This window comes from Marinobacter sp. ST-43 (genome assembly GCF_030541085.1).
In the GTDB taxonomy this organism is placed as follows: Bacteria; Pseudomonadota; Gammaproteobacteria; order Pseudomonadales; family Oleiphilaceae; genus Marinobacter; species Marinobacter nauticus.
Genome location: NZ_JASSVO010000018.1, coordinates 21,805 through 34,368 on the forward strand (window position 1 = coordinate 21,805; position 12,564 = coordinate 34,368).

Below are 12,564 nucleotides of genomic sequence, written 5' to 3' on the forward strand. Positions count from 1 at the left end.
CGGAATAATAACGACAGTGGGAAAAGCCTCATGACGAAGTCCGAACTGGTTGAACTGATCGCTTCGAAGCAGACTCAGCTCTCCGTAAAGGATGTTGAGCTCGCGGTGAAAAGCATCATCGAGCATATGTCTCAGTCCCTTGCCGACGGCCAGCGAATTGAGATCCGTGGATTTGGCAGTTTTTCCCTGCATCATCGGGCTGCCCGCACCGGACGTAACCCGAAAACCGGAGACGCCGTGCAACTGCCAGCCAAGTTTGTGCCGCACTTCAAGCCCGGCAAAGAGCTGCGAGAGCAGGTCAACGACAGCATGAAAAAAGGTTTCTGAGGCCCCGAGAAGGCAATTAACACACGAAACCTCACATACCGGGCATCTGACCCGTTGGGAGCGCTTAAGACATGGCAGGACTGCGGAAGATCCTAATTACCTTGCTGGTTCTGGTTCTGATTCTTCTGGCGCTGGTGTTTTCCCTGAATAATCAGATGGCGGTCTCGCTCAACTTCCTGTTGTTCGAAACCCAGCCCCATGGCGTTGCTGTCTGGATCATCATGGCGTTTGTGATTGGTGCGCTGGTTGGGGTGCTTGTGACTACCATGGCTACCGTCCGGACGTCTGTATCGCGCCGTCATCTGCAGAAGCGTCTTGAGCGGACAGAGCACGCACTCGAAAAATCCAGGGCACAAAACGACCGGGCACTTTGATGGACATGCTGTTTCAGTGGCTGCTTCTGACGGCGGCCGTTGCCGCTGGCTGGGCTGTAGGTCGATACGGAAACCGCTCTGGCCGCGCCTCCCGAGCCATTATGGACGAGGATTCCGTTCGGGACCGTCTGCAGTTTCTCTTTACCAACTACTCTGATCAGGCCGTCGAGAACTTCGTTCAATCCCTTGCCGTCAACAAAGACACCGTCAGCTTGCATCTCTCCATTGGCAGCCATTTCCGGAACAAGGGAGAGACAGACCGCGCCATTCTGATTCACCAGAACCTGCTTGCCCGGCCTGAACTCCCGGCCCGCTATTCGCCCCAGGTTACCCTGGAGCTGGCAATGGATTACCTTAACGCCGGATTGCTCGACCGGGCCGAAGCACTGTTTCACCAGTTGATGGGCGACCGCGAGTACGGGCGCCGCTCAGCCATTGCGTTGATTGAGCTCTATCAGCAGGAGAGAGAGTGGGAGAAAGCTGCCCAGGTGGCAAAAACCCTCACTCGTGGTGATGCGGATCCTGCTACCTTCAAAGCGCTGGCCTACATTACCTGCGAATTGTCTGATGGCGCCCTGAGCCGTAACGACGACCGCTGGACAGCGCAGAAGCTGGCGAAAGAAGCGCTGGATTACGACCGCTCCTGTGTGCGGGCAACCCTGCTGCTGATGAAGCTCCAGATTCGGCAGGGCAATTTTCGGGAGGCGGCAAACCAGTCCCTGAAAATTTTCGACCAGAATCCGGAGTTCGGTCCGGAAGCGATAGACCGATTGATGAAGCTGGAGCGTGAGCATGGTGATGTTTCACGCCTTTATAAAAAGCTTCGTAAGCTCTATGAGCAGTATCCCAGTACCAGCTTGCTGCTGGCCCTGGTGGAGTCAGTTGAGCGTTCCTCCGGCCGGCCGGCGGCCATTGATCTACTGCGCATGGAGCTGGAGACCAGGCCCTCCGTGCGAGGGCTTTTGCGGTTGGTGGAGATGGCGGGCTATGAAAAAGGCATGACCACCGATGAAGGGCGCCTTGTCAGCAGAATAGGGCACCTGATTCTCGCCAACCGCCCGGTCTATCGTTGCGTAAGCTGCGGATTCTCCGGCCAACAGTTACACTGGCTGTGCCCAAGCTGCAAACAGTGGGAAACCGTGCGTCCCATTCAGGGCGTAGAGGCGGAATAACCTCGCTTTGACCCATCCCGATTACCTTTCTACCCAGGAACCTGAACGTGCAAAACCTGAACGACCCGAAAATCATCGTCGCGCTCGACTTTCCTTCCAAGAATCCCGCCTTGGCCCTGGCAGATCAGCTTGATCCGGCAAAATGCCGCCTGAAAGTGGGCAAGGAACTGTTTACGCGCTCAGGCCCGGATCTGGTAAAAGCGCTCCAGAGTCGTGGATTCGATATCTTCCTGGATCTGAAATTTCACGATATCCCTAATACCACCTCGGCCGCGGTGGTCGCAGCTGCGGAACTGGGCGTGTGGATGGTGAATGTGCATGCCTCAGGCGGCGAGAAGATGATGGTGGCCTGCCGTGAACGCCTGGAAGCGTTCGGCAATGACCGCCCGCTCCTGATTGCGGTCACTGTATTGACCAGCATGTCTGACGAGGACCTTGCTGGTATCGGTATTACCGGTTCGGCAGAAGCCCATGTTTCCCGTCTGGCAACCCTGACCAAAAACAGCGGCCTGGACGGCGTGGTTTGCTCGGCTCAGGAAGCCCCGCGTCTGAAAGCGGAGCAGGGCAGTGACTTCCAACTGATCACGCCGGGAATTCGACCGCTGACCGCAGACAAAGGGGACCAGCAACGCATCATGACCCCGACCGATGCCCTTAAGGCTGGATCTGACTACCTGGTGATTGGTCGCCCGATTACCCAGGCGCCGGACCCCTTGGCTGCTTTGGAATCCATTCACGCTGAGGTCGTAGCGGTCTAAGTTTCTCCCCCGTTTCGGGTCCTGTCCCTAGCTTTCCGGTTTGGCGGGTAGGGCACGGACGGGTGTCGCTCCCGAAAACCGCTACAAGCACATCCATGTGCGCTTCTCTCCGGCCATCCATGGCCTCCGACATTTTCGGGAGCGACACCCGTCCGTGCCCGGCAGGCGATTATACGAATACGAGGTCTAACGAAAAAAGCCCGCTAATTCAGAGAACTAGCGGGCTTTCGAAATAGTGGCTCCCCGAGCTGGGCTCGAACCAGCGACAAACGGATTAACAGTCCGTTGCTCTACCAACTGAGCTATCGGGGAACGTCGTCGTGTGACGAGGCGCGTATATTATGTTGGCCATACCGCCCCGTCAACCCCTCAGCTTAAAATTTTAGCCAAGAGCCTTCTGCAAACGCTCGACCGCCTTCTGCAGGTTATCCATGCTGGTGGCAAAGCTCAGCCGCATGTGCCCCGGGCAGCCAAACGCAGAGCCCGGAACCAGAGCCACGCCGGCTTCGGTCAGCAGCTTCTCGGCGAATTCGACATCGGTGCTCACGCCGTCAGTGGCATCGATGGCACCCTGGAAGCTCGGGAAGACATAAAACGTGCCGTCACCGTTCAGGCAGTCCACACCAGGCAGCTTGTTCAGGGCCGCTACCAGCCAGTCGTGACGTTCCCTGAAAGCCTTGACCATCTCGCCCACGCACGCCTGATCGCCGTCCAGTGCGGCTGTTGCGGCGGCCTGGGAGATAGAGCAGGGGTTGGAGGTGCTCTGGGACTGGATCTTCTTCATGGCACCGATGATTTTTGCCGGGCCAGCGGCATAGCCGATGCGCCAGCCAGTCATGGAGTAGGCCTTGGAGACACCGTTCAATACGAAGGTGCGATCATAAAGCTCCGGGCAGGCGTTCAGGATGTTGCAGAACGGCTTGCCAGTCCACAGGATCGGCTCGTACATATCATCGGTGGCGACCATGATGTTCGGGTGCTTTTTAAGCACCTCACCGATGGCCTGCAGCTCTTCCATGGTGTAAGCCATGCCACTGGGGTTGGACGGGCTGTTGATCACGAACAGGCGGGTGCGCTCAGTAATGGCGTTTTCCAGCTGTTCCGGCGTGATCTTGAAGCGAGTCTCTGCGGTGGTCTCGATGATCACCGGCTTGCCTTCGGCCACCAGCACCATGTCCGGATAAGAAACCCAGTAGGGTGCGGGAATGATGGCCTCGTCGCCTTCATTCAATGTTGCCAGGGCGAGGTTGAAAAAGCTCTGTTTGCCACCACTGCTTACCAGTATCTGGTTGGCTTCGTATTCCAGGCCGTTGTCCCGTTTGAACTTCGCAATAATCGCTTTCTTCAGTGCGGGCGTACCATCCACGGCAGTGTACTTGGTCTGGCCGTTGTTGATGGCGTCGATAGCCGCCTGTTTGATGTGATCGGGGGTGTCGAAGTCAGGCTCGCCAGCACCGAGGCCAATAATGTCCTGGCCGGCCGCACGGAGTTCAGCGGCTTTATTGGTAACTGCGAGGGTTGGGGAAGGCTTGATCGCCTGTACTCGGCTGGAAAGTTGAAGGTCCAAACTTGAGCTCCTTAAAGCTGCGTCTTATTGGGCTGCGATCGGCCGGGCAACTGGAGCCAAAGTTACTGGCTGATTTTTCACCCAGCCGTCGATCGCACAGATGGTATCATGAAGCTGCCAGAACGCTAAATTTCTTGAGGATGCGACGCAAATATTCCGTCGTTTCCGGTGTCCGGAGGTTAAAACGCCAGATATGGCCAACAAAGCATCCAGTGCAAGGGAAGGGGCCTTTCGCGTTGATTCGCCCTACCAACCTGCTGGTGACCAGCCCAAAGCGATTGCGGGACTGGTTGACGGCATTGAATCCGGGCTTGCCCATCAAACCCTGCTCGGGGTAACCGGTTCTGGCAAGACTTTCACGATTGCCAATGTGGTTCAGCAGGTCCAGCGGCCAACCATCATCATGGCCCACAACAAGACCCTGGCGGCACAGCTCTATGGCGAGTTCAAGGAGTTCTTCCCCGATAACGCGGTGGAGTACTTTGTCTCCTACTACGATTACTACCAGCCAGAGGCCTACGTACCGTCTTCCGATACCTTTATCGAAAAAGACGCCTCCATCAATGAGCACATTGAGCAGATGCGGCTGTCGGCCACCAAGGCTCTGCTGGAGCGGCCGGATGCCATCATTGTCGCGACGGTTTCTTCCATCTACGGTCTGGGTGATCCGCAGTCCTATCTGAAAATGATGCTGCACCTGGACCGGGGTGACCAGATGGATCAACGGTATATCCTGCGCCGGCTGGCGGAACTTCAGTACACCCGCAATGACATCGAGTTCCACCGTGCCAATTATCGGGTTCGGGGCGATGTCATTGATGTCTTCCCGGCAGAATCCGAGAAGGAAGCCATTCGCATCGAACTTTTCGATGATGAAGTGGAGAACCTGAGCTATTTTGACCCGCTTACCGGAGAGGTGCTCAGGCGGGTGCCGCGGGTGACCATCTACCCGAAGTCCCACTATGTCACGCCCCGGCAGACCGTGCTGGATGCGGTCGAGCATATCAAGCAGGAGCTCGATGTTCGGCTGCAGCAGTTGCGGGATAACAACCGGCTGGTGGAAGCTCAGCGGCTGGAGGAGCGTACCCGCTACGACATCGAGATGATGCTGGAGCTGGGTTACTGCAATGGTATCGAGAACTACTCCCGCTATCTCTCCGGGCGTAACCCCGGTGAAGCGCCACCCACACTGTTTGACTACCTGCCACCCAACGCTTTGCTGGTAGTGGACGAGTCCCACGTGACCATCCCGCAGATTGGCGCCATGTACAAGGGCGACCGGTCACGTAAGGAAACTCTGGTGGAGTACGGTTTCCGCCTGCCATCAGCACTGGACAACCGCCCCATGCGGTTTGAGGAGTGGGAGCGAATTGCGCCCCAGATGATCTTTGTCTCGGCCACCCCGGGGAATTATGAGGCCGAGCATGCTGGCCAGGTGGTGGAGCAAGTGGTGCGACCGACCGGGCTGCTGGACCCGGAGATTGAGGTTCGGCCCGCCTCTACCCAGGTTGACGATCTGCTGTCCGAGATTCACCAGCGCGTCGGGGTGAATGAGCGGGTGCTGGTCACAACGCTCACCAAGCGCATGGCCGAGGATCTGACCGACTTCCTGATGGAGCACGACATCCGAGTGCGTTATCTGCATTCAGATATCGATACCGTGGAGCGAGTAGAGATTATTCGGGATCTGCGGCGGGGCGAGTTTGACGTGCTGGTGGGCATCAACCTGCTCCGGGAGGGGCTGGATATGCCGGAAGTGTCACTGGTGGCAATACTGGATGCGGATAAAGAAGGCTTCCTGCGCTCAGAGCGTTCGCTCATACAGACCATTGGTCGGGCCGCCCGTAACGTGAACGGCAAGGCCATTCTGTATGGCGACAGGATCACCGGTTCCATGCAGCGGGCCATTGATGAGACCGAGCGTCGTCGTGCCAAGCAGATGGCACACAACGAGGAGCATGGTATTACCCCCATCGGTCTTAACAAGAAGATCGCGGATATTATGGAGGGTGCCGCGGGCGGCGGGGGTCGTGGCCGGCGCAAAGCGGAGCGTCCCGGGCAGAAGGCTGCTGAAGAAGCCGAGGATTATCGCGTAAAGGTAGGCAATCGCTCGCCGGAAGATGTCCTCAAGGAAGTGGCGAAACTGGAAGACGAGATGTACAAAGCCGCCGCGGATCTGGATTTCGAGACCGCGGCGCGCCTGCGGGATCAGATTTCGGAACTGAAGGAAGCGGCCCTGCGGACCGGCTGATCAGTGGCGTTTGGGGCCGACAATCACTGCCGCCTGCAGGGGCTGGTTGCGGCCATAGCGCGACATCTTGTCGAATACCCGTCGGTCGATGGGCAGGTATTGCTTGTCGGCCACGGTTTCCCCTTCCTCGGTATCGATTTCCGGGTCATGCAGGTACACGAAATCCTCGTCGATGGCACATACGGTTACCCAGTGCGGCACCCGGCTCCGGTTCAGTTGCCAGGTGCTGATCAGGATGACAGGGATGCGCCCGTCATGCAGGGCCTTCTCCATTGCCTCCAGGGTTAGCGGGTCGTGATGCAGCTGGATTTCAGTCTGCCCGATATCGTGCAGGAACCCCTCGTGCACCAGTTCCAGTACCCGCTTTTTATCTTCGTTGCGGACCGTATCTTTGAACAGCGCGCCTTCCTGGCTGATCCAGGCACTGGCCTCGAAGCCCCGGTGCCAGGCAGATAGCGCAAGCCCATGGGGGCCACAACCGCCATGCCCGGCCAGCATGAAGATGGTGGTGGCTTCACGCCAGATTTTCAGCTCCTCCAGCGTGCTTACTGGTTGCTGTTCGTCAAGGGCCGCCATCGCCATGATTAATGCAGACGGACCGCAGGTGAACTCGGTGGTCTGGGGGTAATAGGGCACCGGAAGAAATTCGCGAGAGGGCTCGTAGTAGAGAATCCGTCGCTCGAACCGCAAGGCATCGCCGTGATCTTCGTAGTAGTCCCGGTAGGTGCCAAACTGCCGATATCCCAGCCGACGATACAGGGAAATGGCCCCGATGTTGTCTTCACGCACTTCCAGCCGCATGATGATACGGTCTGCCTCAACCGCTTCCTTCTCCGCCTCACGGACCAGTCTTTCACCCACACCGCGGCCGCGGGCAACGGGTGAGACTGCAATCGAGTAAATCCGAGCCAGCCGGGTGGCTGCATTCATCAGCACCAGGCAGTAGCCCACCAGTTCGCCGTTCAGTTCGGCGATAACCAGTCGGTCCCTGGGCATCTCCAGAAAGCGGCGGAAGCTGCGCCGGGATATCCTGTCCTCGGTAAAACAGCGGTTCTCCAGCTGAACGAGGGCATCCAGATCACTGGCATGGGCTTGGCGGAGCATTACATCGGTCATGGTCTGGTGAACCCGGTTAAACAAAAAAAGGTAGCGCCTGGCGGGCACGCTCATTGCCGCTATTATGGTAGACAGATGCCATCCCGTCATAGCAGCGGATGATGCGTAAAAGCACGCATCTTCAGGCGATTGTCTGGCAAGGGGATGGGGCGTATTGTTGCCGGAATTATCAGGCTCTACCTTCAGGGAGGAATGCCGCTTTATGTCCCGATTGCTCATCGTTGTAGATCGCGCCAAAGACTGGGCACCGTACTACCCCAGCGAAGACGTGCTTACTTTCGATCAATACCTTCAGTTTACCGCCCCGGTTAACAGCCGCGTGCGGGTGATAAACCTGTGTCAGAGTGCCAGGTATCTGAGCCGGGGCTACTACTGTTCGTTGCTTGCGGAAGCGCGCGGGCACCACGTGGTGCCATCGGTTATGACGCTCAACGACCTGAGCCGGAAGGGACTGTTTTCGCTTGAACTCGAAGAGCTGGACAGCAGTGTCATCCAGTGGCTGGAAAAATCAGCCTCCGAAATCGATCCCGCCACCGATGACCGGGACGCCACCCATGAAGTACGAATCCGAACCTATTTTGGCCAGGCCGAACATCCAGACCTGAAGCCCGTGGCCCGTGCCCTGTTCGAGCGGTTTCCGTGCCCGATTCTGGAAGTGGTGTTCCGTCACCGCAAACAATGGCAGATCGAAACCATGAAGCCGGCGGCACCGGCGGATCTTGACGAGCGCGAGCAGGATTTGTTCGCGGCCGCCCTGGATCGCTTCAGCAGCATGATCTGGCGAAAACCCCGCACCCGTCGCCGCTACCGTTTTGATCTGGCTATGCTGGTGAACCCGGAGGAAGAGTTGCCTCCGAGCGATGAGATGGCTCTGAAGCGTTTTGAGCGTGCTGGCAGAAAGCTGGGAATTAACGTGGAGCGCATTACCCGCCGGGATTACATGCGCCTGCCAGAATATGATGGTCTGTTTATTCGTGAAACCACCGCTATTGATCACCACACCTATCGGTTTGCTCGCAAGGCAGAGGCCGAGGGGATGGTGGTAATTGACGACCCGGTGTCGATTCTGCGTTGTACCAACAAGGTGTTTCTGGCGGACCTGCTTAAAAACAACAAGGTGCCAACACCGAAAACGCTGATCCTTTCAAAGGATCAGAAGGATGCGGTACAGCAGGTGAGTAATGAACTGGGCTTTCCTGTGGTCATCAAAATTCCGGATGGCGCCTTTTCCCGTGGTGTGATCAAAGCCAAGGACGAAAAGGAACTTCGGGCAGGGCTGAAAGACCTGTTCAAACAGTCTGCGTTGGTATTGGCTCAGGAGTACTTCTACACGGATTACGATTGGCGTATTGGTGTGCTTGGCGGCCGGGCCATCTATGCCTGTAAATATCTGATGGTGAAAGGTCACTGGCAGATTTACCAGCACGGTGGTGCCACAGTGGAAAGTGGCGGTTTTGAAACCATGCCCACCTACGAGGTGCCTCGCAATGTCATCCAGGCGGCATTGAATTCGACCCGGTTGATCGGTAATGGGCTTTACGGTGTCGACATCAAACAAGCCGGGAATCGGGTGGCGGTGATTGAAGTGAATGACAACCCGAGTATCGACTCGGGTGTGGAAGACAAGTTTCTGGGCGGAGAGCTGTATACCCTGGTGATGCAGGAATTTCTGTCGCGCATGGAGGAGAACCGGCGCCGTTAAACCGGCGCGTCAGTTGGCAGCGACCCAGACCCGGACGCTGCCAAACCAGGGGTAGTCTGCCAGAACCGCTCGAACCTGTTCCGTGGTCAGGTGTGGCCCGGAATGGTTTTCATCCAGGAAGATTTCCAGGTGGATGCGATTCTTGAGGTAATGAAGCCGGAGCCGGCTTTGTGGTGGTAGCTCTCCCAGCTTCTCTGTCAGCAGGCGACGAAGTGCTTCGCGATCGGGTAGCCCCGGGTCGGTGGCGTGGGGCACTTTTTCATCATTCTCGGCGTCGATATGGAAGTTGATGTCCCGAATGTTCTCCAGGGCATCCCGCATGCCCGTGACCACCTTCATACCAATCTGATGCCCTTCGGAAACGCTGATTTCCGGGCGAACTACCAGGTGTACGTCCAGCAGGATGTCGTGCCCCATCCGCCGGCTGCGCAGTTCATGAACATTTCGCACGCCATCCGTTTCCAGGGCAATGGTTTTCAACATCCGGGTATCATCTTCGGACAGACCTGTATCGACCAGTTCTTTCACGCTGTCCCAGGTGAATTTCCAGCCGATGTGCACAATGATGGCTGCAATGAGGACGGCGGCTACCACGTCGAGCCAGACGAAACCCAGCATGGCACCGATGGTAGATACCAGAACGACCACTGACGAAAATGCATCGGTACGGCTGTGCCAGGCGTTGGCAATGATCAGGTCTGAGCGGATTTTCATGCCAACATGGCGAGTATAACGGTAGATCCATTCCTTGCCTGCTACCGAGGCCGCGGCCGCTACCAGCACTGGCCAGCCCGGAACCAGCTGCGCTTCACCGGACAGGAGCCTGAGAATGTTCTCCCAGGCCAGGGCCGCGCCCACGGCAATAAGAATGCTGCCCAGTACCAGAGTGCCGAGGGTTTCGATTCGCTGGTGTCCGTAAGGATGGTCCGCATCTGGCTCCTTACGGGACAGACGCATGACCGCCAGAACCACCCAATCCGATGCCACATCGGTAAATGAATGGATACCATCCACCAGTAGCGCCTGGGAATTAAAAAGAGTGCCGCCAATGACTTTTATGATGCCCAGAACGGCATCGAGAATCATGCCAATGATCGTGACCCGGGTCGCCGCATGCTTCTCGGATTCGAGATTATTCTGGCGCTGCTGGCTGGGTTGATCAGGCTGTTCCATTGGATTCACTCCGGGCTTTTCGCGATGAGGGCAGTATAACGGGATTAAACGTAGAAATGGGTGGAATTAATGGCCTGGCTGTGATCGATTTATGCACATCATGACGAATTGGTTACCCGTTAGCATTTTGTTACCAAAGCCGTCAAATGATAATTTTATCTATTTAAGCTATTGATAAATAAAGGGAAAATAACTGATCAAAAAATGATCAATTTGTAGGCTGGCGCAGTTATCAAGGGGTCGGGGCGCTTGCTCGGCAATTTTCAACAGGGTTATCCACAGATTCCGTGGAAAAGCGTCGGGAGGCTATACAGGGCGGGGTATTCGGGACTAATTGGGGTTTACACAAGATGGTGTGGAAAACTTTCGGTATACTCCTGCCACCCGGAGAAAGGAGTTTGACGATGTACGGCCTTCTGAGAAACCTGCTGTTCCGATTGCCACCGGAGCGGGCCCATAATGTTGCCCTTGGCAGCCTGGATGTTGCTCAAAAACTGGGCATCCTGAATACATTTACCCGACAGCCGGAGCCTTGCCCGGTAAACGTGATGGGCCTGGAATTCCCGAATCCGGTTGGATTGGCTGCTGGGCTGGACAAAAACGCCGACCACATTGATGCTCTTGGTGCTCTTGGTTTCGGGTTTATCGAAGTGGGCACTGTTACGCCTCTGGCACAGCCCGGTAATCCAAAACCCCGAATGTTCCGGTTGCCGGAGCACCAGGCCATCATTAACCGCATGGGGTTCAATAATGAAGGCCTGGAACACCTCATTACCAATGTCCGCCACCGCCGTTACCGGGGCGTACTGGGCATTAATGTCGGCAAGAACAAAGACACCCCGAATGAGCAGTCTGAACAGGACTACCGTAAAGGAATAGCGGCTGTTTACCCCTATGCCGACTACATCACCGTTAATGTATCTTCTCCCAATACGCCGGGCCTCCGGGATCTGCAGTTTGGCGATTCGCTCAAGCAGCTTTTGCACGCCATAAAGGAAGAGCAGGCAGCGTGTGAGCAAAAGCATGGCCGCTATGTGCCGGTGGCTGTAAAGATCGCCCCGGATATGGATGAGCAGGGCATTCGCTTTGTGGCTGCAGCATTGCTCGAAGCTGGCCTGGATGGTGTGATTGCCACCAACACCACGATCAGCCGGGAGGCGGTGAAGGGGCACGCTCACGAGCGGGAGGCGGGCGGTCTCAGCGGTGCACCGGTACGGGAAGCGTCTGTGAAAGTGATTCAGGGGCTGTATGCTGAGCTGGGCGATCGGCTGCCGATTATTGGCGTGGGCGGCATCACGGATGGCGACAGTGCGGCAGAGAAGATTCGCGCAGGCGCAAAGCTGGTGCAGATCTATACCGGGTTTATTTATCGAGGCCCGTCGTTGATCAACGAAGCTGTGGAAGCAATCCGGAAAGAAATCAGCTGAGGCCAGAAAGAAGGTGGGCCCGCTGAGCGGGCCCTTGCGGGGAATAAACCCCGTAGCGCTTCTTCGCATGGTACGGGGCGGGAGGCCCCGTTTGGGTTGCTCTGGTTACTGCTCTGATTGTGATTTGTGCGTAAAAATTGAAAAAAACAGATCAGGGTTAAACGGGGTTGGCCATTACGTTGCGGTTACGTTGGCCAGTTTATGGATGCCGGAGACGCCGGTCATGCCCTCCCAGTTATCTGTGCGGCCTTCTCGCCACCCGTTCAGCCATTCCTGGCGGACTTCCGGTTGTTCTAACGGGCAGCTGTCTTTGGATTTGCCGGACACGCCAGCGAGATAACCCCGCTTGAATGCACGAGCGTACATGTCTCTCTTCTGTCTTTTCATGCCGTTCCTCACTGATGGATTAACAGAACAAGCGTGTACACATCTGCAGTGACCTTGGCAGTCGGGAGCCTCTCCGGGACAACCCACTATTGCCAGCTCCGGTCAGAGCAGTCAGGATCCTGTTAACGGAGACTTTTATTCGGCCTCCGGAACGACGCGTCAACTACAAGGTAAGACGAACCTCGCGCCGGTGTACACTATTTATTTCATCTATATGGCGCTTCTTTTATATTTTTGTGAAATAACGATGACAGTCGCTAAAAGGCTTTTACTGCCATTCCGGAAACTTACCGGCCCTATTCAGAAAACC

11 protein-coding genes and 1 tRNA gene are annotated in these 12,564 nt (G+C 56.6%); 7 read left to right on the forward strand and 5 right to left on the reverse strand.

Annotation, left to right across the window (positions count from 1 at the left end):
* Positions 1–30 precede the first annotated feature (30 nt).
* From QPL98_RS16230 to pyrF, 4 genes are all read left to right on the forward strand, one after another.
* The gene (locus QPL98_RS16230) at positions 31–327 is read left to right on the forward strand and encodes an integration host factor subunit beta (protein ID WP_011784538.1); all 297 of its coding nucleotides are present in this window, start codon (positions 31–33) and stop codon (positions 325–327) included.
* Between the two features lie 71 nt (positions 328–398).
* Complete coding sequence (locus tag QPL98_RS16235) at positions 399–701, forward strand: LapA family protein (RefSeq protein ID WP_011784539.1); 303 nt, start codon at positions 399–401, stop codon at positions 699–701.
* Positions 701–1,873, forward strand: a complete 1,173-nt coding sequence (gene lapB / locus QPL98_RS16240) for a lipopolysaccharide assembly protein LapB (protein ID WP_303293619.1) — start codon at positions 701–703, stop codon at positions 1,871–1,873. The genes QPL98_RS16235 and lapB overlap by 1 nt, the downstream gene beginning before the upstream one ends.
* Before the next feature lie 47 nt (positions 1,874–1,920).
* On the forward strand, positions 1,921–2,631 hold the full coding sequence (gene pyrF / locus QPL98_RS16245) for an orotidine-5'-phosphate decarboxylase (RefSeq protein ID WP_303293620.1): 711 nt from the start codon (positions 1,921–1,923) through the stop codon (positions 2,629–2,631).
* 236 nt (positions 2,632–2,867) lie between these two features.
* On the opposite strand, the gene QPL98_RS16250 is transcribed toward pyrF, so the two are convergent.
* Together QPL98_RS16250 and QPL98_RS16255 are read right to left on the reverse strand one after the other, a co-directional pair.
* A tRNA-Asn gene (locus tag QPL98_RS16250) sits at positions 2,868–2,943 on the reverse strand.
* A gap of 70 nt (positions 2,944–3,013) precedes the next feature.
* Positions 3,014–4,198, reverse strand: a complete 1,185-nt coding sequence (locus QPL98_RS16255; RefSeq protein WP_199451793.1) for a pyridoxal phosphate-dependent aminotransferase — start codon at positions 4,196–4,198, stop codon at positions 3,014–3,016.
* Positions 4,199–4,391: 193 nt separating this feature from the next.
* Here QPL98_RS16255 and uvrB point away from each other — a divergent pair, with 193 nt between their 5' ends.
* Positions 4,392–6,449 carry an excinuclease ABC subunit UvrB gene (gene uvrB / locus QPL98_RS16260; protein WP_303293621.1) on the forward strand — a complete coding sequence of 686 codons (2,058 nt, stop codon included), beginning with the start codon at positions 4,392–4,394 and terminating at the stop codon, positions 6,447–6,449.
* On the opposite strand, the gene rimI is transcribed toward uvrB, so the two are convergent.
* Positions 6,450–7,565, reverse strand: a complete 1,116-nt coding sequence (gene rimI / locus QPL98_RS16265; RefSeq protein WP_011784544.1) for a ribosomal protein S18-alanine N-acetyltransferase — start codon at positions 7,563–7,565, stop codon at positions 6,450–6,452.
* Positions 7,566–7,767: 202 nt separating this feature from the next.
* On the opposite strand from rimI, the gene QPL98_RS16270 reads away from it, so the two are divergent.
* Positions 7,768–9,267, forward strand: a complete 1,500-nt coding sequence (locus QPL98_RS16270; protein ID WP_014421813.1) for a RimK family protein — start codon at positions 7,768–7,770, stop codon at positions 9,265–9,267.
* A gap of 9 nt (positions 9,268–9,276) precedes the next feature.
* On the opposite strand, the gene QPL98_RS16275 is transcribed toward QPL98_RS16270, so the two are convergent.
* Positions 9,277–10,440: a cation diffusion facilitator family transporter gene (locus tag QPL98_RS16275; RefSeq protein WP_014421812.1), complete on the reverse strand. Its 1,164-nt coding sequence runs from the start codon at positions 10,438–10,440 to the stop codon at positions 9,277–9,279.
* Between the two features lie 404 nt (positions 10,441–10,844).
* On the opposite strand from QPL98_RS16275, the gene QPL98_RS16280 reads away from it, so the two are divergent.
* Entirely contained in the window at positions 10,845–11,867 is a 1,023-nt protein-coding gene (locus tag QPL98_RS16280) for a quinone-dependent dihydroorotate dehydrogenase (protein ID WP_303293622.1), read from the forward strand.
* 174 nt (positions 11,868–12,041) lie between these two features.
* On the opposite strand, the gene rmf is transcribed toward QPL98_RS16280, so the two are convergent.
* Complete coding sequence (rmf, locus tag QPL98_RS16285; protein ID WP_011784548.1) at positions 12,042–12,254, reverse strand: ribosome modulation factor; 213 nt, start codon at positions 12,252–12,254, stop codon at positions 12,042–12,044.
* Positions 12,255–12,564: the final 310 nt, after the last annotated feature.